23 protein-coding genes are annotated in these 21,852 nt (G+C 55.1%); 15 read left to right on the top strand and 8 right to left on the bottom strand.

What is annotated here, in order from left to right; genetic code table 11:
- Window positions 1-250: 250 nt before the first annotated feature.
- Complete coding sequence (locus ACR0CG_RS22255; protein WP_170336617.1) at window positions 251-1,519, top strand: MFS transporter; 1,269 nt, start codon at window positions 251-253, stop codon at window positions 1,517-1,519.
- Window positions 1,520-1,613: 94 nt separating this feature from the next.
- Here the strand turns inward: ACR0CG_RS22255 and ACR0CG_RS22250 are convergent, their stop codons facing one another.
- Window positions 1,614-2,297, bottom strand: coding sequence for a Crp/Fnr family transcriptional regulator (locus ACR0CG_RS22250; RefSeq protein WP_170336620.1), 684 nt, complete (start codon window positions 2,295-2,297; stop codon window positions 1,614-1,616).
- Window positions 2,298-2,415: 118 nt separating this feature from the next.
- Here ACR0CG_RS22250 and ACR0CG_RS22245 point away from each other — a divergent pair, with 118 nt between their 5' ends.
- The 11 genes from ACR0CG_RS22245 to ACR0CG_RS22195 all read left to right on the top strand — a co-directional run bounded on the left by ACR0CG_RS22245 (window position 2,416) and on the right by ACR0CG_RS22195 (window position 13,920).
- Window positions 2,416-4,272 carry a DUF3604 domain-containing protein gene (locus tag ACR0CG_RS22245; protein WP_480527586.1) on the top strand — a complete coding sequence of 619 codons (1,857 nt, stop codon included), beginning with the start codon at window positions 2,416-2,418 and terminating at the stop codon, window positions 4,270-4,272.
- 5 nt (window positions 4,273-4,277) lie between these two features.
- Entirely contained in the window at window positions 4,278-6,197 is a 1,920-nt protein-coding gene (locus ACR0CG_RS22240) for a DUF3604 domain-containing protein (protein ID WP_480527583.1), read from the top strand.
- A 57-nt stretch (window positions 6,198-6,254) separates the two neighbouring features.
- On the top strand, window positions 6,255-7,256 hold the full coding sequence (locus ACR0CG_RS22235; RefSeq protein ID WP_480527581.1) for a SphA family protein: 1,002 nt from the start codon (window positions 6,255-6,257) through the stop codon (window positions 7,254-7,256).
- Between the two features lie 22 nt (window positions 7,257-7,278).
- A complete protein-coding gene (locus ACR0CG_RS22230) occupies window positions 7,279-8,058 on the top strand; it encodes a hypothetical protein (RefSeq protein ID WP_480527579.1) in 780 nt (259 codons plus the stop codon).
- 4 nt (window positions 8,059-8,062) lie between these two features.
- Window positions 8,063-8,992, top strand: coding sequence for a peptidyl-prolyl cis-trans isomerase (locus ACR0CG_RS22225; RefSeq protein WP_480527577.1), 930 nt, complete (start codon window positions 8,063-8,065; stop codon window positions 8,990-8,992).
- Entirely contained in the window at window positions 8,989-9,999 is a 1,011-nt protein-coding gene (locus tag ACR0CG_RS22220) for a HupE/UreJ family protein (RefSeq protein WP_480527575.1), read from the top strand. Before ACR0CG_RS22225 ends, ACR0CG_RS22220 begins: the two co-directional genes overlap by 4 nt.
- Before the next feature lie 24 nt (window positions 10,000-10,023).
- Window positions 10,024-10,212, top strand: a complete 189-nt coding sequence (locus tag ACR0CG_RS22215) for a hypothetical protein (RefSeq protein WP_480527573.1) — start codon at window positions 10,024-10,026, stop codon at window positions 10,210-10,212.
- 188 nt (window positions 10,213-10,400) lie between these two features.
- On the top strand, window positions 10,401-11,246 hold the full coding sequence (ypfJ, locus tag ACR0CG_RS22210; RefSeq protein WP_480527571.1) for a KPN_02809 family neutral zinc metallopeptidase: 846 nt from the start codon (window positions 10,401-10,403) through the stop codon (window positions 11,244-11,246).
- Between the two features lie 356 nt (window positions 11,247-11,602).
- Window positions 11,603-11,983 (top strand): hypothetical protein, encoded by a 381-nt coding sequence (locus ACR0CG_RS22205; protein WP_480527570.1) that lies wholly within the window; start codon window positions 11,603-11,605, stop codon window positions 11,981-11,983.
- Complete coding sequence (locus ACR0CG_RS22200; RefSeq protein WP_480527568.1) at window positions 11,980-12,813, top strand: autotransporter outer membrane beta-barrel domain-containing protein; 834 nt, start codon at window positions 11,980-11,982, stop codon at window positions 12,811-12,813. Before ACR0CG_RS22205 ends, ACR0CG_RS22200 begins: the two co-directional genes overlap by 4 nt.
- A gap of 18 nt (window positions 12,814-12,831) precedes the next feature.
- Window positions 12,832-13,920 carry a transporter substrate-binding domain-containing protein gene (locus tag ACR0CG_RS22195; RefSeq protein WP_480527566.1) on the top strand — a complete coding sequence of 363 codons (1,089 nt, stop codon included), beginning with the start codon at window positions 12,832-12,834 and terminating at the stop codon, window positions 13,918-13,920.
- 315 nt (window positions 13,921-14,235) lie between these two features.
- Here ACR0CG_RS22195 and ACR0CG_RS22190 read toward each other — a convergent pair whose 3' ends face one another.
- On the bottom strand, window positions 14,236-14,919 hold the full coding sequence (locus tag ACR0CG_RS22190; protein ID WP_480527564.1) for an AIM24 family protein: 684 nt from the start codon (window positions 14,917-14,919) through the stop codon (window positions 14,236-14,238).
- Window position 14,920: 1 nt separating this feature from the next.
- A complete protein-coding gene (locus tag ACR0CG_RS22185) occupies window positions 14,921-15,730 on the bottom strand; it encodes a bestrophin-like domain (protein ID WP_170744535.1) in 810 nt (269 codons plus the stop codon).
- A 76-nt stretch (window positions 15,731-15,806) separates the two neighbouring features.
- Between ACR0CG_RS22185 and ACR0CG_RS22180 the strand changes: the two genes are divergently transcribed.
- The gene (locus tag ACR0CG_RS22180; RefSeq protein ID WP_480527562.1) at window positions 15,807-16,727 is read left to right on the top strand and encodes a TAXI family TRAP transporter solute-binding subunit; all 921 of its coding nucleotides are present in this window, start codon (window positions 15,807-15,809) and stop codon (window positions 16,725-16,727) included.
- 82 nt (window positions 16,728-16,809) lie between these two features.
- On the top strand, window positions 16,810-17,130 hold the full coding sequence (locus ACR0CG_RS22175; RefSeq protein ID WP_480527560.1) for a DUF4377 domain-containing protein: 321 nt from the start codon (window positions 16,810-16,812) through the stop codon (window positions 17,128-17,130).
- A gap of 595 nt (window positions 17,131-17,725) precedes the next feature.
- On the opposite strand, the gene ACR0CG_RS22170 is transcribed toward ACR0CG_RS22175, so the two are convergent.
- A complete protein-coding gene (locus tag ACR0CG_RS22170; RefSeq protein WP_170682336.1) occupies window positions 17,726-18,637 on the bottom strand; it encodes a homocysteine S-methyltransferase family protein in 912 nt (303 codons plus the stop codon).
- A gap of 213 nt (window positions 18,638-18,850) precedes the next feature.
- A complete protein-coding gene (locus ACR0CG_RS22165; protein WP_170682337.1) occupies window positions 18,851-19,711 on the bottom strand; it encodes an NAD(P)-binding domain-containing protein in 861 nt (286 codons plus the stop codon).
- Between the two features lie 129 nt (window positions 19,712-19,840).
- On the opposite strand from ACR0CG_RS22165, the gene ACR0CG_RS22160 reads away from it, so the two are divergent.
- Complete coding sequence (locus tag ACR0CG_RS22160; protein ID WP_170682338.1) at window positions 19,841-20,734, top strand: LysR family transcriptional regulator; 894 nt, start codon at window positions 19,841-19,843, stop codon at window positions 20,732-20,734.
- Window positions 20,735-20,822: 88 nt separating this feature from the next.
- On the opposite strand, the gene ACR0CG_RS22155 is transcribed toward ACR0CG_RS22160, so the two are convergent.
- The 3 genes from ACR0CG_RS22155 to ACR0CG_RS22145 all read right to left on the bottom strand — a co-directional run.
- Window positions 20,823-21,218, bottom strand: coding sequence for a nuclear transport factor 2 family protein (locus ACR0CG_RS22155; RefSeq protein ID WP_170682339.1), 396 nt, complete (start codon window positions 21,216-21,218; stop codon window positions 20,823-20,825).
- 246 nt (window positions 21,219-21,464) lie between these two features.
- The gene (locus ACR0CG_RS22150; RefSeq protein WP_480527557.1) at window positions 21,465-21,653 is read right to left on the bottom strand and encodes a hypothetical protein; all 189 of its coding nucleotides are present in this window, start codon (window positions 21,651-21,653) and stop codon (window positions 21,465-21,467) included.
- Window positions 21,650-21,852 (bottom strand): hypothetical protein (locus ACR0CG_RS22145; RefSeq protein WP_480527555.1); only part of this gene is annotated, 203 nt, incomplete at its 5' end. The genes ACR0CG_RS22150 and ACR0CG_RS22145, both read right to left, overlap by 4 nt.

Here is a 21,852-nt window from a genome sequence, read left to right as displayed (position 1 = left end):
TTCTCACCGTAGCTCTGCTTGGTTCCGGGTTTCTTTCTCATCTCCACTCCTTGGCGGTTACGATGAGCCAGAAACCCTCTCTTATCAAATCGACCTAAACTGTCCCATTGGTGCTGACGTCAGACACCCTTAGCGCAACCCTTCTCACTTTCGGTCCTATCATTTGATTAACAGCATAGATCAATTATCCAAATTTGGATAATTGCAAGAATTTTTATTGCTATCAATGATACAGCAGCGACCCCGAAATTTGAGCGAAACCCTTTATGCGCGGACTTCTTTGCATTGCTTCAGGACTGATCCGGCCATCCTCTATGGCAGCGCAAGAAACCTTGGCAACCAACTACGGAGAAAGTCCATACCGCAGCTCGTTATTGTCTTAGGTGTTTTCATCTACGCCGCCTCGAACGCCTTTCTTACGGGGGGGCTCGGCGTTGCTGCACGGGATATTGGCATGAGCGAGTTTCAGGTTGGGATCATCCTTGGTCTCGGTGCACTTCTCGTTATTCCGACCGCGCCTGTCTGGGGCACGATTGCCGAGGAGGTAAATCGGCGAACTCTTATCTTGATCTCGCTTCCGATGGTTGCTGTTGGGCCGTTGGCAATGGCCTTGGTTTTCTCAAATATGATGACGCTAACTGTAACGTCGGCATTCTGGATGCTTGTTGTGGCGAGATCGATAAAAGGTATCTTCGGCGGGGCTTTGCTAACAACGACGCAAGCCCTCATTGCGGATACAACGGCGACCGATTGGCGTGTCTCGGGCATGGGTGCCATGGGAGCGTCAGTGACCGCAGGCGCTCTGTTTGGCTCTATACTTCTTTGGTCGGCTGCTGGTTGTGGGATAGCCTTTGGTTTCTTCCTATTGGTCCTCGGCGTAATAATAGCCTTTGCTATATCGTACGTCTGTTTACCAAATGTGCATGCAGCGGCGGGTAGAAAATCAACAGAACCTGTACCTGTTCGGAATGTGTGGCACTTTTTCTTGATGACCTTTCTGGGCTTCACATCTTACGCGATGATTGTTCCCACGATCGGGCTCAGGCTGGTAGATGGTTTGAACCTCTCAAGCACTGATGCAATTGCAACAGCGGGTCTCATTTTGGCGCTTACTACATTTGCGCTCACTATCTCGCAGTTGATTATTTCAGCTTGTAGAACATCGGTGTCGGTGTCGCTGTTTTGGGGCTCTGGATTGGGTGTCCTAATCGGCCTGATCGCGTTGTTTGCCGCGGAAAGGGTACTTTCCACCGCGATTGCGATGCTCATCATTGGCGGATCATTGGGGTGTTTGGTTCCATGCTTAATGGGTGGGTTGAGTCTTTCGGTGGGACCGGGAGTTCAGGGCAAAGTCGCAGGTTTGAACATAGCCTTCCGGGGGTTGGGGCTGGCTGTGGGGCCGATCATTGGGACCTGGTTGTATCGCATCGACATGAATGCCCCACTGATTGCCGCTGCGATCGCAATGCTATTGCTTTTGCCGACATCGTTACGCAAATTTCAACCCGCTTTGTCTTAGGTCAGTCAACGCCGTCTGGAAGAAACCCAAAAAGTCGATGGTCTGATTGAAAACCTATGAGCGTATACTGCTGCGATTCCTTGGCGCACCAGTATCAGGACATGGCAACAGCCTCTAATTGATCAACGTCCGTAAGACGGATTGCGCCTCGTTCGATCGATAACAATCCATCAGTTTGCATCTGATTCAATAGTGGACTCAGCCTACCTTTGGATAAGTTAACAATCCCTCCCAAGGTTCGTTGGTCGAAATCTATCAACGCAGGCCGCCCTCCAAAGCTGTCGTAGCACCCGGCCAATTGTAGAAGGATTAGCGCCAGTCTCTTACGACTGTCGCGCTCCATTAAAGAGTCGGCTATGCGAAGTATTTGCAAGTTGTGTTGCTGAGACAGATCAAAAAGATGCTTCCAAAGAATTGGGGCCTGATCCGCGATCTCACGAAGTGCCTTTAACTCCAGGTAAGCTACAATGCTGGAGCGCTTGGCCCGAACACCCATTAGGCGATTTCCTCGAAACAAAGATGCTTCTCCTACCCAGTGTCCACTGTGAAGCAAGTAACACGGTTGCGGTGAACGCGGGCCGACGAATACCTCGAGCTCCAAGCAACCGTCAGCCAATCCCACCATGCCGCCCGGTTCAGCTCCAATAGAAAACGGCCTGTCTCCTCTTTCGATTTTCCGGAAGAACAGCTTCTGTTCGAATGGCTTTTGTAAGTGATCTGGTAGGCTTGCCAGCCAACCATTTGATCGCAGAAACGTGAGATTTTCTTCGAACTTCAATTTGCAACGTCCACTTTTGGACGTAATTATTTCCCCAACCCTTCATAGTCAACATGAATCTCAAAGAGATATTTAGAGGTGCGGATTGCCATTTTCGTTTGTTTCTTACTCTTCGAGCGTGGTCTTGACTTCCTCGATTCTGGCGTCGGCCGCATTGGCCCAGGACACGCCACCTGTCGCTCCTACTGCCGAGTATTCACCCTATCCCAGTCAGGATTTTCCAAATCAGGTCTATTTTGGCGACACCCATGTGCACACGACGTATTCCGCTGACGCTGGTCTGATCGGCAACACGATCGGACCGGATGAAGCTTATCGTTTCGCAAAGGGAGAAACGGTGACGTCATCGACCGGGCTGAAGGCCCGTCTGGCCCGCCCGCTGGATTTTCTCGTGGTGGCAGATCACGCCGAAAATCTGGGAACTGCGCCGCTGCTCGCGGCGCGAGATCCTCGACTGCTTGAAACGGAATACGGGCAGTCGCTTCAGGCCGCCGTTGATGCAGGGGATCTACCCGGAGCCTGGGAGATTTTTTCGCTGACCAAAGCATCTGGTGAAGACCCGTTAGCAGATGTGCCCGGCGTGTACGATAGTGTTTGGCAAGAGATAACCGCAGCAGCTGAGCAGCATAACCAGCCAGGCGCCTTCACTGCCTTTATCGGGTTTGAGTGGACTTCGGCGTTCAATCGCTCGAATCTGCATCGCAACGTGATCTATCGTGGAGGCAAAGGGAACGCCGATACACGACTGCCGTTTTCAGCGTATGACAGCGTAGACCCAGAAGATCTTTGGGATTGGATGGCGCAGTATGAGGCAGATACCGGCGACCGCCTCTTGGCAATTCCGCACAACGGCAATCTGTCAAATGGACTAATGTTTGACACCGTCAAACTGGATAGCGATGAGCTTCTTGATGCCGACTACGCAACTCGCCGCGCCCGTTGGGAGCCGCTCTATGAGGTGACGCAAATGAAAGGGGATGGCGAAGCCCATCCTATGTTGTCACCCGACGACCTGTTTGCGGATTTCGAGACATGGGACAAAGGACAACTTGGTCCGAACCCAAAAACGCCCGAGATGATCCCCAACGAATATGCGCGTGAAGCGCTGAAGCGAGGTCTGGCCTACCGTACCGAGCTTGGCGTGAACCCATTCAAATTTGGGATGATTGGCTCGACGGATACCCACACCTCGCTGTCAACCGCTCAAGAAAACAATATGTTCGGTAAAGTCGTGGCCCTCGAACCGACGGCGGATCCGATCCGGTTTGAAGAAGTGGTCGGTGGGATTGGGGGTGACGAGAGCGTCGCGCAGTACGCTTGGCAAACCTCCGCCTCAGGCCTCACCGCTGTGTGGGCTCGCGAGAATACACGTGAAGCGATCTTTGACGCAATGATGCGCAAAGAGGTTTACGCAACTTCGGGCACTCACATCCGGGTGCGCGTTTTTGCCGGCTACGATTTTGAAGAATCCGACCTCCCTCGGTCGGACTTCGCGGCACATGGCTACGCCAATGGCGTACCTATGGGGGGTGATCTGGGAAAGAGTGAAGGCCGTGTGCCGCGATTCCTAATTCGGGCGTTGCGAGACCCCGACGGAGCCAACCTGGACCGGGTTCAGGTCATTAAAGGCTGGCTGAACGCCGACGACACCACATCCGAGAAAGTCTATGACGTCTCATGCGGTGGTCGCGAGGTTGTCGACGGGGCGTGTGATGGTCTGGTCGGCGATACGGTTAATGCCGAGGAGGCTTCATACACCAATGAAATCGGCCAAGCCATTCTTGGCGGTTACTGGGAAGATCCGGATTTTGATCCTGATCAGAGTGCATTTTACTATGTACGGGTTCTGGAAATCCCAACGCCGCGTTGGACGACCTACGACCGCAAGTTCTTTGGTGTCGAACTTCCACCAGAAGCTCCGATCTCCATCCAGGACCGCGCCTATACATCTCCCATTTGGTATACTCCGGAGTAATTCTAATGAACACTTTTTCAATTGCTTCTACCATTTTCGTTTTTGCTGCAACCGCAGCATTATGCCAAGAAACGCCACCCAACGCGACCGCCAACGTTTTGAAAGGTAGACCCTATTCGCCCTACGCGGACCGGGCGTACCCAGAGCGCGTCTACTTTGGGGATACACATGTTCATACCAGCCTTTCGGCGGATGCCGGCGGCGGCGGAACGCGGCTGATGCCGCGCGACGCTTACCGGTTTGCGCGTGGCGAACAGGTGATCTCAAACACGGGCCAGCCTGTCAAACTCGAGCGGCCTTTCGACTTTTACATGATCACAGATCACTCCGACGGGATGGGCGCGATCACCGATATAATTTCGGGTGCTCCGAATATAATGGCGGATGAACAGGGGCGCAGTTTCCACGAAGCATTTAATCAAGGCGGCGAAGCTGCACTCAGAGCGGCGCAGGAGATGACCGCAAGCTTCGCGCAAGGCACGCTCAGTCCTGCCCTGAACTATCAACCGGGCAACGAAGCTTATGAGCGCGTTTGGGACAATCTGGTCACCATTGCCGAGGAGTATTACCAGCCCGGTGTTTTCACGACCTTCGCCGCCTACGAATGGACGTCGCTCGTAAGCGGCAACAACCTGCATCGTAACGTCATTCTCCGCGATGGGCCGGACAAGACCCGACAGCTTGTACCCTACACCACGACGCCGCCGATGGGATCACCGAACCCCCGTGATCTATATACCTGGCTTCAGACTTACGAGGACACCACGGGCGGCGACGCATTGGCGATCGCCCATAACGGTAACCTGTCCAATGGTTGGATGTTTTCACTGGTTGACGACTTTGCAGAAGGCACCCCACCTCTGGACCGGGAATACGCTGAACTGCGCCAGAAATGGGAGCCGCTTTACGAATGGACACAGTACAAGGGAGATGGTGAAGCGCATCCGTTCCTGTCGCCCGATGACACATTCGCCGACTTCGAAACATGGGACTACGGAAATCTCGATAGTTCTGAACGCAAAACGAAGGAAATGCTACCGGGCGATTACGCACGATCTGGCCTTTTGAGGGGGTTGGCTCTTGAAGCAGAATTGGGAGTGAACCCGTTTAAATTCGGCGCGAGTGCTGCAACGGACACCCATACTGGCCTTACAACGGTGGCTGAGGATAACTTCTTCGGGAAATTCACCGCCTATGAACCGAACGCAGAACGCGCAGTCCACGTGGGCCGGAGATTTCCGGATGGAGAGGCGGCCTATTATTCTTCCCAATACAACGCCGCAGGATTGACGGCTGTTTGGGCGCGGGAAAATACGCGTGAGTCGATTTTTGATGCGATGCGACGTCGTGAGGCCTACGGGACGACTGGGCCGCGCATGACAGTGCGTTTCTTCGGAGGGGATTACGACCGCGATGCTCTGGCGCGGCGAGATCTCGCTCGCATCGGTTATTCCGGCGGGGTGCCTATGGGTGGTGACTTGGCAACACCCTCGGGCGGGGACGCGCCAGATTTTCTCGTCTACTCTTTGCGCGATCCAAATGGCGCAAACCTCGATCGCATTCAGATCATCAAAGGCTGGATCGACGGGGAAAGCGGAGAAGCCATGGAAATGGTCTACGATGTGGCGTGGGGTGGTGATCGGTCGCCGGATGCAGCCGGCAAGCTGCCTCCTGTGGGCAACACCGTCGATCTGTCTATTCCCTCCTGGACCAACTCGATAGGCGCGCCGGAGTTAGGCACCGTCTGGACCGACCCCGATTTCGACCCTTCAGAACCTGCATTCTATTACGCTCGCGTGATCGAAATCCCAACGCCACGCTGGACAGCTTACGACGCGGTAAAGTTTGGCACAGAAATGCCAGAAGGCACGCCGATGACCACGCAGGAACGCGCCTACACGTCGCCCATCTGGTACACGCCCTGACCCTAAAACCCCAATAAAGCGCGGCAGCCGCGTCAAGAAGTTAGAACGAGGTGACAAATGAAAAGGCTTTTGCGCGAGATGCGCTCAGCGATGGGTGCGGCGGCCATAGCTACGTTTGCAGTTCTGCCAGTCAAACCGGCGGTTGCGGTTGAAGGAGGGTTGGGCGCCTATTTTCTGGGAACCAGAGATACGTTTGCGGGATTTGTTCCAGAGCCGGGAACTTACACAAGCCTGACCTTCGATCATCTTGATGGCAGCGTAGACGGTGTTTCGCTTGCGGGGCTTCCGATCGCAGCTGACGCAGACCTTGAACTTAATCTCTGGCGACTGGGTGTAACTCAGGTTTTCGACGCGCAGCTCTTTGGCGGAACACCCGCCATAAATCTCACCGTCCCCTTTCCCGTCGCCGAACTCACCTTTACCGCGATCCGTCCCCCTTTGCAGGGTGCGAACATTGACGACACGCTCTCAAGCTTCGGCGACATCAGTCTGACCGGTCTGGTGGGGTGGCACCGGGGAAATCTGCATTACAGCACTGGCCTGACCGTTTATGCGCCAACTGGCGAATACAATACCGCATCTATTAACGTTCAGCAGCGCACCGTCCAAGTTTTGAATGCCGGCAAGAATGTCTGGTCTTTCCAACCCTTTTTTGCCGCAACCTGGTTCGTTCCGGAGCGTGGTTTTGAGGTTTCGGGCGCGGCCAGCCTGTTGTTTAGCGAAGAAAACGATGCGACCGACTATCAGACTGCTCCTGCATTTCAATTAGAAGGAGCCGTTGTGCAACGATTCCGCTCGGGCTGGGGGGTTGGTCTTGCCGGGTACACTTACCATCAGCTTGAAGATGACAGTGGTGCAGGCGCCGAGCTCACCCGGATCGCCTTGGGGGCCAGCAGCCTGCGGGCTCAGGTCAGCGGTATTGGCCCGCTTGTCACCTACGATGGCGGAACATTGCTGGGTGCCGACGCTTCCCTAAAGCTCAAGTATACGCATGAGTTTGCGGCAAAACGTCGATTTGAAAGCGATGTCCTGACGGCCGTGATCTCTCTGTCTTTTTGAAGGTGAAATCAGGGTGTTAAACGTGTCGAAGAAAACTATCATGTGGTGGTTGGTGGCTGCTCTTTTGGTCCCTTCGGGTGTTCAGGCGCAGGGCAATTCGGAATCGCTGCAATCTGCGGCCAATGACCCGACGGCTTCGATCATGTCGTTTCAGCTGCAGGGGTTTCACTCGTTCAAACTGCACAATTCACCCGAGAACAGCAGCCTGTTGCAATTCCGCGCCGCGATCCCGTTTAAGTTGGGGGCAACCAACCACATTGCACGGCTTACACTGCCATATGTGACGGACAGCGCCACCGGGCAGTCGGGGCTGAGCGACACCACCCTGTTTGACCTTATAACCTTTGATCGGCGCTGGGGTCGTTTCGGAGTGGGTGCCGTGGCTCTGTTGCCCACGGGTGAGGATGGATTGAGCGCAGAGAAATGGGCCTTGGGACCAGCGGCAGGATTTGCGAAACAGGAAAAATGGGGGCTTTGGGGGCTTTTCAACCAGAACCTTTTCACCGTCGCTGGGGATGGTGACCGGCCAGATGTCAATCTGTCCACAATCCAGCCTGTGTTCAATTACAACCTTGGCAATGGTTGGTCAGCCGGAACATCCGAGATGGTGTTCGTTTATGATTGGGAGGCCGGCGAATTCAGCAGCCTGCCACTGGGGGTCAAAGTGTCCAAGCTCGTCAAAGGCGGAGGCCTGCCCTGGCAGTGGTCCCTGTCTTACGAACACAACTTTGACGATGACGCGATCTCGTCGGCCGACACAGTGAGTTTTACGCTGAAACTATTGTTGCCCAAGGGCGGGTGAAAGCATGGATGACGAACTGTTGAATGTGAGCTGGCAGACAAGGAATCCTCCGCGCGGGTCAAAGCCGACGGCAAGCAAACAGAGCCTGTTCCGGCGAATTGTTACGGAACCGTTTGTGCATTTTGCGGTTCTCAGCCTTGCGATCTTTGGCTGGTTCAAACTGGCGCAACCGGACGAGTGGGCCGTTGATCCGGATGCCCGGGTTATCATCATAGATCAGCGGCAGGTCGAGCTTCTGGCCGGTCAGTTTGAGTCCACCTGGCGACGCCCTCCGACGGCCGAGGAGCTGGCAAAACTCAAAGAGGATTGGCTGAACCGCGAAGTGCTGTACCGCGAAGCATTGGCGCTGGGGCTGGATGGCAATGATGAGATCATCCGCAACCGGTTGGTGCAGAAGATGAACTTCCTTTTGACCTCCGAGGCGGGTGCTGCGCGACCAGAGGATGAAGTGCTGCAAACATACCTGTCCGACAACGCCGACGCATTCACGACCCCCGCGCGGCTTGCGGCCAGCCTTGTTTATCTGGGGCAAACCCCAAGCGAGACATTCGTTGAACAGACGCGGACGCGTTTGGCCGCCGGCGAAGATCACCGCCAATTGGGTCAGGCGTCATTGCTTCCAACAGGATTTGAACTCAGCGCGCGCACTTTGGTTGATGGCAACTTCGGAACGGGTTTCTTTGACCAATTGGAACCCCTGCCATTGGGGGAATGGAGCGGACCTGTTCAATCGTCCTTCGGGCTTCATATGGTTCGTCTCGACAACAGATGGGACGCGGTCTTGCCACCTTTTGGCGCGATCCGGGATCGCGTTTTGGCCGATTGGCGCGAGAAGCAGGCCGAGCGCGCGACGGAGGTGTTCATAGAGAATCTGCGATCCACCTATGTGATCGAGGACCTTGCAGAAGCTAACCACTCTGTGGGTGAATCATGAAGCGCCTGCTGACGCTGATCGCGCTACTGGTGGGTCTTCTGGCGCCTGCCTTTAGCCATGCCCACGCGCTGGAACCGGGTTATCTGGAAATCTCGCAGGAAACCGACAGTGATTGGTACGTGTTCTGGCGCAAGCCGGATGTTCGCGGCGCGCCGATGGATATCGACGTTGCGCTTCCGGAGGTCTGTACCGCGCCCACCTTTGATGCACCAGTCTTTGACGGTCGCGCCTGGACACAAGTCTGGCGCATGTCCTGCACCGAAGACCTGCGCGGCAACGCAATACGGATCGACGGGCTTGAGGCGCAAAGAACAGATGTCCTGCTGCGGGTGGGATATCTGGACACGGTGAACATGGCAACCTTCCGCCTGACCCCCGACGCATCCGCTGTGACACTGCCCGCGCAACAGGGGCTTATCCAGACGCTATGGCAATATGGTGTGTTGGGCTTTGAACATATCCTCGAAGGCTGGGATCACCTGCTGTTTGTCTTTGCCTTGCTGGTTCTGATCCGCAACCTGCGCCAGTTGATCTGGGCGGTGACTGCCTTCACCGTCGCGCATTCGATCACGTTGGGTCTGGCCACTTTCGGCGTGCTGAACGTCCCGGGCCCGCCGGTCGAGGCCGTGATTGCCCTGTCAATTGTCTTTCTGGCGACCGAAGTTCTGCGCTCTGACGACAAACCCAAGACACTGGCCAGCCGGTTCCCTTGGGTGATTTCCTTTGGGTTCGGCCTGCTGCACGGTCTGGGCTTTGCCGGAGCGCTGGCCGAGATTGGCCTGCCAGAACAGGACATCCCGGCGGCCTTGTTGGCCTTCAACCTCGGCGTTGAGGCTGGGCAGCTCGCCTTCATCTTTGCAGTGTTGGGTGTGTTCCTGACGGTCAGGAAAGGCGCGCAAGCGGTTTGGGGCTGGTCGATGGCACAAGGGCCGTCGCGCCAGATGCTTGGATATCCCATCGGATGCATTGCTGCGTTTTGGCTGGCCGAAGGGCTCGCCGGATTTTGAACAAAGAAGGAAGGAGAAGGGACAATGATAAAAATACTTGGAGGCGTGATGCTGATCGTCACTGTCGCGCTTGCCGGCTGCGACGTGGTGGATCCGGACTGCACACCGGAGAAGGCCGCGAAGCGCCAGGTCCAGCAGGCGACGATCGGCGTAAGCACCAACCGATGCACAGCGGCTGAGACTGCACGTGATACCGCAGGTATCGACGGATAAGGAATTCGGAAGCGCCAGAACTCTGACTGAAACGTGAGTGGTGGCAAAGTGACACCCGGTATCGTCCTGATTGGACCGGCGTCACTTTCTCAGGTTCTGGTAATCCGGATCGGTTCCCCGTTCAAACCTCGTAGATCGGGGAACCGTCAGAAATTGGTTTTGAAACGCCCGGATGGGTCGGAGGCCACATGCGCTGGAAAGGACGACGGACAAGCAAAAACATCGACGACCGACGCCATGGGTCTCGCGGTGTATCTCGCGCCGGTATGGGCGGTGCCGGATTGATTGTGGTCCTCGTGATCGGCCTGCTTTTTAGCGTTGATATCACACCGTTTCTGAGTGGCGGGGGGCAGGTCGCCCCTCCGCAGGCAAATGCGCCCGTTCAGATTGACGATGAAACAGAGGAATTTGTGGCCGTCATCCTCGCAGATACCGAAGTGGTCTGGGGTGAGATATTCAGGGACTCGGGCATTCAATACACACCACCGGTGCTGGTCCTGTTTGCAGGCAGAACCCAATCGGCCTGCGGGCGGGCTATGTCCGCAACCGGTCCGTTCTATTGCCCGATCGACCAGCGCGTTTATCTCGATACGTCCTTCTTTCAGGTGATGGAACAGCGTCTCGGTGCGCATGGTGACTTTGCCAAAGCCTATGTCATTGCACACGAAGTGGCCCATCACGTTCAGCATAGCCTGGGACTGTTGGAGCAGGTGAACCGCGCCAAAAATCAGGCCAGCCAGGCCGATGCGAATGCTTTGTCCGTGCGCGTGGAACTTCAGGCGGACTGCTACTCCGGTGTCTGGGCGCGGGCCATGGATCAACGCTTTGGGGTGCTGGAACCGGGCGACATCGAAGAAGCGCTCAACACTGCCGCTGCCATCGGGGACGATGCCCTTCAGCGGGCTCAACGGGGCGTTGTAGTGCCTGACAGCTTTACGCATGGCACCAGCGAACAAAGGCAAAACTGGTTTTACCGAGGGTACAAATCCGGAAACCCCAATAGCTGCGATACCTTCGCAGCAGTACAACTCTGACTTTCAAGGAAAACGAATGAAATCCAGATTGATTGCAGCTGTCTGTACGACAATCGCACCTGTTTTGGGATCAATTACAGCGCTGACCATTTCCGGCGCGCTGGGATCCGAAGCTGTAGCCCAACAATGCGGCTCGTCCGGCGATCTGATCTATATTGGACAGACGCGTGGCCAGTCGTCCTCCGTTTGGCTGTCTATAACCACACGAGGCGATTTTCGTCTGGAAGCTGCACAGGGGAACACAACTGTCGACACCTGGAACCAAAACCGCAGCGGGCCTCATCTGTCCTTTTCTCCATTTGTTTCAAACGGGTCGGGCGGCGTGCATCGGCTGTTTGAAGTTGGCGCCGCGCCGAATGGGCGTGATTGCCTTGTTGATACTCAGAATCAGAAACGGAATTGGTCGCTTCCAGGTCGGCCACCGGGCGGCGGTGGTGGAAACCCTGGTGGTCCAGGCGGCGGTGGACCGGGTGGCCCTGGTGGTGGCGGAGGCCCAGGTGGAGGTGGTGGCTTTCCCGGTGGCGGAGGCGGCAATCCAGGCGGTGGAGGCGGCAATCCCGGAGGAGGTGGAACTGGCGGAAGACCCGGAGGCAGTGTGCCAGGAGGTGGATTTGTGGGTGTCTTGCCAACGACAGGGAGCACACGGTTTGACCGCTCTGCAGACACCGCAGAACAAAGACCGTGTACGACTGATCCCAATGGCAAACTGGACCCAGTTCTGTGTGACCCGCTTGTGAAGCCGCCACTGACCGAAGGGCGCGATTTTGCCCCGCCGACTCCCTGGAACGTTTGGACAGACTTCACCTTTACGCAAGTCGAGGACACGCGCGGCGTTCGGGATTTGGACGTGAACGATCGCTATTTCGCGGCGGGCATTGACCGCCTTGTAACGCCGACACTTGTTCTGGGCGTACAGGCGGAGTTCGACAACACAGATGCCAGCGCCTACGGCGGCCTGTTCGAACAGGACACGAATGGCTGGGCTATCGGACCCTATTTTGCTTGGAGGATGGCTGAGAACTGGACCTTGAATGGTTTGGCAACCGTTGGACAATTGTCTTCAGATGTCTCACTTCTGGGGTTAACTGGCGATTTTGATCGAACGCGCTGGCGAGCCAGTCTACAGGCTACCGGCGAATATGAGGCCGGAAATTTCCTGATACGGCCCTCTCTTGCTTTTGACTATTATCACTATGAGGGCAAAGACTTTGACCTGTCTGGGACACTACTCGGAATTCAGCGCGACATCATCGTTGAACTGGATAGCGCTCAATACAGCACCCTGACGCCCGAAATCGAAATCAGCCGCCCGTTCCTGACACAGAATGGAGTGATCGCACCATTCGCCACGTTCGGGGTGACCTACTGGATCGACAACGATCAACTGGGGTTGGTAGCGCCATCGGTGGGGCAGATTCAGGATGATCTGCTCTGGTCGACGCGTTTGGGTGTGCGTGCAAGAATGGGCGAGACCATTTTTGCCGAAGCCTCCTTTGGCTACCTGAGTTTGTCTGAAGATAATCTGGATGCAATAGACGCATCTGTTTTTCTGTCCATGAGTTTTTAACCCTGATGCCAATAGGATATGATATTTAGCCGGTTTCTAATCTTACCCGCGATCCTGACGATCTTCATAACGCTTGTGCCCGTACCATCGCGGGCGCAAGAGCGTTCGGGACCCGTGCCCGTCGCCGCTGCGCTGTGCCCGCCTTTTGTGATTGGAGAGGCAGACAAGCTGGATGGTCTGGCCATCTTCTTGTGGGATCGCGTCGCCAGAGAGCTTGGACTGGACTATGACATCACGCTGATGAACTTCGGAGACATGATCGACAGCGTTGCTGCGGGGCAATCGGCTGTCGGGATTTCCTGTCTGTCGATCACACCCGAACGAGAAGAACGGGTGGATTTTTCGCATTCGTTTTTCGAGACCCACAAAGCCATCGGGATCAAGAAAGCCAGCTACCTCAGTTCCATTCGGCAGTTTCTTCTGAACCCGCGCATTCTGACCGCGATCATCATCGTGTTGGGGGCAGCCGCGCTGGTAGGTGGGGTGTTCTATCTGCTCGAACACAAGATCAACGCAAAGCTCTATGCGATGAAAACACGCGGCGGGAAGGTGATGGAGGCGCTGGTCATTGGCCTGCTGTTCGTGACCCGCGGTCCCATTCGCTACTACGAGTTCAAAACGCCAACAGCGCGCATTTTGTCCGCCGTATTGGCAGTGGGCAGCACGATCATGGTCGCCAGCATCACAGCCATACTGGCCAGTGCCTTTACCTTGGAGCAAATCCGATCTGAAATACGCTCGCCTGACGATCTGGCAAATGTGCGGGTTGCGACGCTGGCGGATTCAACGTCGGCGGAATATCTGCAACGGTCAGGCATCGCCGCGCGCAGCTTTGCTACTTTGTCAGAAGTGGTGACCAGCCTGGATGCGGACCAGGTCGATGCGGTTGTCATGGATGCACCCGCCCTGAAATATGAAATCCTGCGTGGCCGAGAGCAGGGTCGTTTCGAGGACCTCGAAGTGCTGCCCTATGAGTTCGAAGAACAGAACTATGCCTTCGCCTTGCAGGATGAGAGCGAATATGTCGAAGTTCTCAATCGCGCTTTGCTTTCGGTGCGGAAAAGCCCTGCATGGGACACCGAAGTTCTAAGATACATCGGGAAGTGAGCCCGTTCATCTCCATCGATCAAGGTTGGCAAAAACTGACAAAAAAAGGAGAGACGATGCCGTAGAAACTACTATGGGTCTTGTTGGAACATTCTGAGTTGGAATGAAACGCTGGATACAATCTCAGCAAATCTTACAGAGGTGAGCGAAGGCTCGGTCGCGCTCTATGAGTCGGGCGAAATATCCAGTTCTGCAAAGGACAACCTAACATCACGTGACTGGATCGTGGAAGAGACAGGTCTTATCAGCCCGGACGCCTTCCCGCTGAGATGATCACAGAAATAGCTAATTGAACGTACCAAGAGCGCCCTTGCGCTATTCGAACAAAGAGCCCTGGATATGGTCCCCACCGCTCATCTGATTATGCAGGTACTCGTTCCAGTAAGGAGTCCATGACACCAGCGCCTTTCCGGTTCCTTCAAACAACCGCAGCCGGGTCTGACCGGAAATAAGGTTCCTGGGAAACCTCGCCGATCGCACGGACCGAAACTTCAACCCCGAGGTACGGCCTAAAACAAGGCGGCCCTGCACTTTGAGCTCTCCATCCGTAACTGAAATCTCTTCGACCGGTCCCGGCGCGTTGATCGCTACTTTGCCGGCACCGCGCAATGTTGTCTTCCAGGCGAACAGGCCATCACCGGCCCACCAGCTTGCCAGCATCGGGTCACGGTGCAGGCCAAGCTTTACCGATCCTTCGCTCGCCCAGTATTCGCCGGGCTCCAGTATCCATTTCTCCTTAGGCTGAACGTCGAACACGTGAAACCCGGCAAGCGATGGCTGTAAATGGATTGTCCCGGTCCCGCTGTAATATGGCCTGATCCGAGATTCACGGGCGAAGATATTGCGAAAGATGTCCCCCACCCCGGGCAGTCTGGGCGTAAAGGATATGTCGCCCCGGAAATTGGACAACGCGCCCCGGGCGGCCTGAACCGTTTCCTCATCCAGATGCATACGCAGTTGGCGCATCCCCTCGACATTCGTAACGTCGAACCTGGCCATGTCAGAACCTCTCGCCTGGGGGTTCATCCCATACCATCAGGCGACTCCAGAGAAGCCTGAAGGGTTCAGGCTGCAGCGCCGCACCACCGCGCAAGGGTCGATCAAGCGTCACGATAACGAAGAGGATCACACCCAAGAAAACCGCTGTGATGCTGCCCAGAACAAGGTGCTGACGAATCCTGATCCGAAACATGGTCATCAACAGAATGCTTATCCCGGCGCCGACCAGCACAGCCTGCCAAAGCACGTCGGGAATTGCCGTTCCAACACCGGCCAATCTCAACTGCCGTGCATCGGAAAAGTCCTGAAAGGATGACACAACTTCGGTGTGCACGATTTGCTCTGCCCCGGTTTCGGGGGAATACTCGGCCAGCTTGCGGCGAATAGCCTCTGCGCGATTGTAACCGCCGTTCAGAATCTGGCCTTCTTGGTGGGCAGGCCACTCAGTGTGGATGGTGTAGAGGACATAGTCCCGCATGATCAGCTTCACTTCGCTGCGGTATGGTTCAGCATAGACGTTGAGCTGCGCATAGAGCGATCCGAGCGATGTTGCCTCAAGCAGGATGCTTTCCTTGGTACGTTCGGAATTCTGGTAAGCTGCTACCGTCAGAAGGCCCAGCAAAAGGCCATAAAACAGGCTGAACCCGGAGGTCACATAGTTTATTGATGAGTTGAAATCGGGGCCTGTTCCCAGAAGAATACGAAGAATGGGTTTGACGATAAACAATCCGACTACAACCGCAGCCAGAGCGATCAGAACAAACCATATAGCCAAGCTTTGGGTCGGGATGTCATAAATGAAATCAGGCATATCCCTGCCACTTGTTAATACCCTTGAAATAATACGATTGGTTCGGACAATGACAAAACGGTTATTCGGTGTTTTCTTGGGTATTTCCCTTTTTTTCCCGGGATTTTTGGCCGCTCAGGAGGTCAAGGTCTTCAGCATTGGATCTGGGAATGTTGCGGGCAATTATTTCCCTGTTGCCAGTGCGATCTGCGATGCTTTCAACGCGCGCGACGACTCGTTGCGAAGATGCAGTCCCGAGCCCACACCGGGCAGCGTTTACAACCTGAAAATGATGCAATCAGGTGAGCTGGATTTTGCGATCGCGCAGTCGGACTGGCAGCAGGCTGCGTTCGAAGGCACGACCTTGTTCGCGAAAGATGGGGCAATGGACGACCTGCGCGTCGTTACCCCCCTGTTCAAAGAGGCGGTGACGATCCTGGCGGCACCAGAATCGGGCATCCTGACAATTCGTGATTTGCGCGGCAAGGCCGTAGATATCGGGCGCTCTGCATCCGGCAGGAACGCGTCTATTCGAAATTTCCTTGATGAGATGGGACAGGGGTTGGACTTGTTCGGCGCGACCTACGAACTGGAGCCGTCCAATGCTCTGCAAGAGCTTTGCGAGGGGCGCATCGACGCAAGTATCTTTGTGCTGGGGCATCCTAATCAACTGATCCAGCAGGCGCTGGACAAGTGTGAGGCGACAATTGTCTCGGTCGCGGGTCCCGGCATTACAGAGTTTATCAACCAAAACCCGGTATACCAAGTGGCCGAGATTGACATGGAACCGTATGGGCAGCCGGGTCGACAGTTCACTACGATTTCCGTTGTCGCCGCGCTGGTGGCCCGCGATGGGGTTGAAACCGGCCTTGTCGCCGATCTGGCGAATGCGATCGAAGACGCGCGTCAGAAGCTAACCGCTGACCTTCCTGTATTGGACGCGAGTATATTGAAAAATCCCGAGGTTCTGAACATGCCTGTACCTGATCATCCGGGGGTTTCTTTGGTTCAGAACTAAGCTGTTGGAGTCGAAGCATTTCCGCTTCGGCAGCCGATACCGCGGCGGGTACACTTAACAAGCATGAGGCGCATTTATCCTAATGAGTAAATCGAGATGTCCCGGATGCCTGACGATTGCGATCATGGCGGTCATATGCGCATTGCCGGTGCCAAGCGCGAATGCCGGTAATGATGAGGAAAAACTGGTGTTCGAGATTGCCGCCGATCGAGTGCCATGCGTCGGAGTTGCGCCCATGCAGTGTATGGTGGTCAATGGCGACTTTTTCTACGAGAGCATAGTCGGATACAGACATATCGATGGACAGGCCGCTAAGATCTGCGTGTTGCGCACAAAGCGGCCCGAGCCAATACCTGCCGATCTTGGAGCGTTCATATTCACACGTGTGTCCTGCGAAGACTGAGGCACCCATTGTAGCACTGGCTTTCGCATCGCAACCAGTCGTGATCGATGGGCTTTGCCACTTGCGGAAGTTCAGTATTAGCCATGAGCGGTTCCAAGCTAACAAACATCCCAAAACTTGACGCTGCAATTGCCACCTGAAAACGGGTAGCTCGCTGCGCTGCCAAAATCTCACACCGCGAGAGCGAGGGTTTTCTGCCTCAGCCATAGCGTTAAGAAACAAAGGCGGCTTCGTACCGAACTTTTAACCCTCCTCCGCCTCACAGTTCGCGGCAAATGGCGAACGTTTTGGATTTCAGGACGAGCTTAGGCTTTGAATTGGTGCGCCTCAAAACAGGGTCACGATGCAGGATGCTCCGATAACTCTGCGAAAGGTGGTAGAAACTTTTCAGTCCAAACAGTCTTGGCGTTGATCCGACCCTGAAGCTTGCGATGTTGACTGCCAGAAGTAGCCCAGTCCAACGTCCGCTTTGCAGACTGCATATGCAGCATCCTCAAGGTCAGCCAAAGGTCCGGTGCGGGCCGCTTAAGTGGCGGAAAGAAATCACGGTATCACCTTAGATATCAGCGCTATCGCTCAGATTAAACTAAGTTGGCTATGCCAATTCGATGGCCATCGATTTCAGGTGGCGCATGTCTGTACCGCAGCACCCTCCAAATACTTGGATCGACGGATACTGCCTCGCAATCGAGGCAATCTGTTTACCAAGTTCAGCTGGATCGCCTTCGTCCAGCTCATCTGCTTCGTCAAGTTCCGCATGCGAGCAACTCGAAGCGTTCGCCACGATGCCTCTCAGACGGGGGTGGTTGCCAAGCGCTCCGGCGAAATGGGTCGGATGAGCGCAGTTGACCATAAAAAACAGCGCCGCCGCGTCGGTTGCCGCGTCGATCTGGTCAATTCCATCCACAAGTTTGGTCCCGTCTGCCAGGCACCCGTCCGTTTCGACAACAAGAGACATGATGATAGGCAGATCTGCGTCTCCGGCGGCGAGGATGCATCCCGCAGCCTCACTTGGACGGTTGAACGTATAAGCGGTGACCAGGTCGACGCTTGTGTCTTTCAGGCTGTGCATTTGAGCGGCGTGGTATTGGCGTGCATCTTCGACCCTCACCGGAGGGACGTCGGCGTAAGGGTCATAGCGCGGGCCGATACAGGCCGACACCAGTACATCATCGCGAGCGGCAGCCTGGCGCACCTCCTCCATTAGACTGACCGCATCTTTGTTCACCTCAACGAGCCGGTCTGTATCGTACCCCAACGGCGCTGCCCGATCGGCGTTCGCCATCCATGTGGGTGCATCAAGGATGCATCCGACACTCATTTCATGGGCGAGATCGACAAGTGCCTCCATTTGACCGGCCAGTATTGCCCTGGTGCCAGGTTCTTCCAGCAATGGAAACGATGCGAAACCGGGTAAATCAACGCCATGATTGAATATCAGGTCGGTGCCAGTGCCGGCATAAACCAGAAAGGTTTTGTCACCTTCGAGCGGGAACTGTCGCGCCATTCTGATCCACACCTATTGACGTCAAGTCTTCATAGATACCTACATTATCTCGGGTCTCCTGTGAACCTTAGTGCGGCGACAGAGTGTATTCCGTGAGCATGACCTCATCTTCCCGGGCATCTCTCAACCGCAGCGAAATTCTCCTTCGGCGGGCCACACTGCAGCGTCATCAAGCCTTAGCCAACGGCAGCATAGGGCCGGAGCCCTATGATATCAGGCATCCGTCATATGCTGGACCAGTGAGGTCAGCTGTCTGTCGCCGTAGCCATCGTCCCAAGCCGCCTTGGTGCGCTCATGCATCAACCGGATGAAATCAGCGGGCGCATTAAGTGAGAGATAGGTCTTCAACGCATCCTCTTGCGCCATCGCGTAAACCTTCAGGGAGGCTTCCGCACTGTCGTAATCTTCAAACGGAACAGTTCTGGCAAAGAGATCATGGTAGTCATTGACCAGTTTGATCGTGGCAGGGAGTTGGTCGGCATAAACCTGCATCGGGATGCCCGCTTTTTGGCAGACAAGTGCACCGTAGATCATTCCGAACATGAACCCCTGTCGAACCGTGAAGAGGCCGGCAAAGAGCGCGGCAAGTGCCGTTGGTTTCTCTCCAACATGGGCGGACTTTCCACCCAATTCTCTGATGATACTGCCATAGCGGTCCCAGGTTCCGGCACTGCCCACCGTAAGGATTGTGGTTTCATCACCACCAATGCCGGAAGGGTAGGCATTGATCATGCCCAGCATGTAGCCTGCCCCCTGTCCCTCAAGGATGGCGACCAGTCTATCGGCATCCGAGGTATCGCCCGTGCTCATGTCACAGATGGTCTTACCCTTTGGCGAGACGCTCAGCCCGTTGACCAGTTCAACAGTTTCCTTGTGGCTCTTGATACAAATTATGACAAAATCAGACGCCGCAATAGCATCATTCGGTGAAGAGCAGATCGTGGCTCCAGCCTCAGCAAAAGCCTCTGCTTTTTCCGACGTGCGGTTCCAAACGCTGACTTCGTGGCCTGCCTTGAGCAAGCAATGCGCCAGCGCTGAGCCCATATTGCCCAGTCCCAAAACAGCAATTTTCATGATGTTTGTCTCCGGTGGTCGCCAATGAATTACTGCACCAGCATGCGTCGGCATCAGGGGATCACATAGTTGTAAATTTTTCTATATTGTTAGATTATCTTACTTATGGATTGGCGCACGCTTCCCTCTTTGACATCTCTCAGAGCCTTCGCCGCCGCTGCCGAGTTTCGAAATCTGACCCGGGCGGCAGAGGCACTGAACGTGACCCATTCCGCAGTCAGCCAGCAAATCCGCGGGCTCGAACAACATCTCGGCACTCGGCTTGTCATCCGTACCCGGCACGGTATTTCTCTGACATCACAAGGCGAATTCCTGTCGGCTGGCCTGCTTGAAGCCTTCGCGGAAATGGCCTCCGTGACTGAGAGCGTGTCGAGTGCAGAGGCGGTTCGACCGTTGGTGGTCAGCGCGACTCCGATGTTTTCAAGCGCGTTCCTTATGCCGCGTCTGTCGACGTTTATTGACGAATTCCCCAATATCGAGTTGAGGATCGATTCAACGATCCAAGCTGTCGACCTCAAGCCGGGCGGAATTGATATGGCCATCCGATATGGAACAGGTCGCTGGCAAGGGCTTGTCTCGCAGATGCTGCTGCCAGGCTGTCTGACGGTTGTCGCGTCCCGCGAACTAATCGGAAACCGGGATCTCACGAATCCTGCAGAATTGCTTGATTTCACGCTTCTTCAGGAACAAGGGTCAGTCGAGTTTGACCTGTGGTTAGAAAAAGTCGGAATTCCGACCGACGCCGACCGGAGAGTTGTCCGCGTGCCGGGCAATATGCTGCTGGATGGCATCCGTCGCGGTGATGGTATCGGGGCGACGGTACCGGCTTTTGTTTCTGACGAGTTGAAGTCGGGACAACTCGTGGCGCTGTTCGACGATCCAATACCGCAGATCGGCTACTACCTTGTCACGTTGCCGGGCCCGGTTCGACCAGCGGCAAAGCTGTTCATGCGGTGGCTCTCGAAATCAATTACCGAATATGAGAAAAGCCTTTTCCGATGGACGCCCTCTCACTTGCTGTAGGCAGTAAAGAGCACCGACTACAGTCAAATTGGGTCTGACTTACCGTATACGACTGTGCGTACAGGGCGCGAATTGTCGCCGGATATGATCATGTTCCCGCAACTTGACGTTCATAATCCACACCATCATACCAACCGAGCGATTTGGTGACGTTCAGGTTGTCGTCTAAGTCCCATTCTTCCCAGCCCGAGAAACGAACATGGTTACCAGTCTCTTTGTGATGGCCTTCGAAAGTCCACGCATAGACCATGTGGTGATCGGCGACGAGAACCGTGTCGAGGCTAAGAACGAGGTCAGGGAAGTCAGCCATAAATCCCGCCGCCATGTCGCCAATCTCCGCCTGGCTCTCCATTGGGTCGCCACCGTTCATTATCATGATTGTATGTTCAGCATATCTTCCGGCGACATCGCCAGGTGCCCGGTTTGTCCAAGCAGCGCAATGGTCTTGAGCTATGCGGTGGGCGGTTTGTACATCAGGTGTCATCTATATCTACATGTCCTAAAAATCGCGAAAAATATGGTTACAAAAACGTTAGTCGGGTCTCTGAAAGCAATCAAGTTTGCTTAACAGCGCTTCTCAACGTTTGCAGGTTTGTTTGCCTCACGGCCATCCGCTCATTGAAATTTCTGCGTTTTGAACGAACGGCAGCTTTCGGGAAGCCGATAAGTGAACTCTGAGAGATATCGAATGTCGGCTGTGGGCCGCACTCGCAACCCAAATTCCAAGAGGTCACCCATCCAGAACCTTCAACGTAAGCTCAGCAATCCTCTGAAAGCCCTTCCGTCCCGCAATTTCATATCCCTGAATGGCATATGCCTTGCGCTTTGCCTTGAAATGCTCCGCAGAGTCCTGCGCCAGTTTGTGCGCTTCCTCAAGCTCGCTTTTGCCCATTTGATATGCCGTGTATGCCAATCTCATCTGGAAGATCGTGGCACGACCGAATTCGGCGGCAAAAATGGCTGGCGTCTTGCCGGTGTAAGTTTGGAGAGTTGGGTTCGCGCCAGCAACAAGAAGAGCTTCAAAACATGTCTGACGTCAGCACCAATGGGACAGTTTAAGTAGATTTGATAAGAGAGGGTTTCTGGCTCATCGTAACCGCCAAGGAGTGGAGATGAGA

It is taken from the genome of Ruegeria sp. AB8, assembly GCF_056542605.1.
The sequence above is the reverse complement of the archived record's forward strand: the minus strand, read 5'-3'. Positions and strand labels throughout refer to the sequence as shown.

Bases quoted from the DNA above. Each gene is read 5' to 3' on its own strand.
- ACR0CG_RS22240 (WP_480527583.1), top strand. From the start codon at position 4,278: ATGAACACTTTTTCAATTGCTTCTACCATTTTCGTTTTTGCTGCAACC.
- ACR0CG_RS22235 (WP_480527581.1), top strand. From the start codon at position 6,255: ATGAAAAGGCTTTTGCGCGAGATGCGCTCAGCGATGGGTGCGGCGGCC.
- ACR0CG_RS22225 (WP_480527577.1), top strand. From the start codon at position 8,063: ATGGATGACGAACTGTTGAATGTGAGCTGGCAGACAAGGAATCCTCCG.
- ACR0CG_RS22220 (WP_480527575.1), top strand. From the start codon at position 8,989: ATGAAGCGCCTGCTGACGCTGATCGCGCTACTGGTGGGTCTTCTGGCG.
- ACR0CG_RS22215 (WP_480527573.1), top strand. From the start codon at position 10,024: ATGATAAAAATACTTGGAGGCGTGATGCTGATCGTCACTGTCGCGCTT.
- ypfJ (WP_480527571.1), top strand. From the start codon at position 10,401: ATGCGCTGGAAAGGACGACGGACAAGCAAAAACATCGACGACCGACGC.
- ACR0CG_RS22205 (WP_480527570.1), top strand. From the start codon at position 11,603: ATGGGCGTGATTGCCTTGTTGATACTCAGAATCAGAAACGGAATTGGT.
- ACR0CG_RS22195 (WP_480527566.1), top strand. From the start codon at position 12,832: ATGATATTTAGCCGGTTTCTAATCTTACCCGCGATCCTGACGATCTTC.
- ACR0CG_RS22190 (WP_480527564.1), bottom strand. From the start codon at position 14,919: ATGGCCAGGTTCGACGTTACGAATGTCGAGGGGATGCGCCAACTGCGT.
- ACR0CG_RS22185 (WP_170744535.1), bottom strand. From the start codon at position 15,730: ATGCCTGATTTCATTTATGACATCCCGACCCAAAGCTTGGCTATATGG.
- ACR0CG_RS22175 (WP_480527560.1), top strand. From the start codon at position 16,810: ATGAGTAAATCGAGATGTCCCGGATGCCTGACGATTGCGATCATGGCG.
- ACR0CG_RS22170 (WP_170682336.1), bottom strand. From the start codon at position 18,637: ATGGCGCGACAGTTCCCGCTCGAAGGTGACAAAACCTTTCTGGTTTAT.
- ACR0CG_RS22165 (WP_170682337.1), bottom strand. From the start codon at position 19,711: ATGAAAATTGCTGTTTTGGGACTGGGCAATATGGGCTCAGCGCTGGCG.
- ACR0CG_RS22155 (WP_170682339.1), bottom strand. From the start codon at position 21,218: ATGACACCTGATGTACAAACCGCCCACCGCATAGCTCAAGACCATTGC.
- ACR0CG_RS22150 (WP_480527557.1), bottom strand. From the start codon at position 21,653: ATGAGATTGGCATACACGGCATATCAAATGGGCAAAAGCGAGCTTGAG.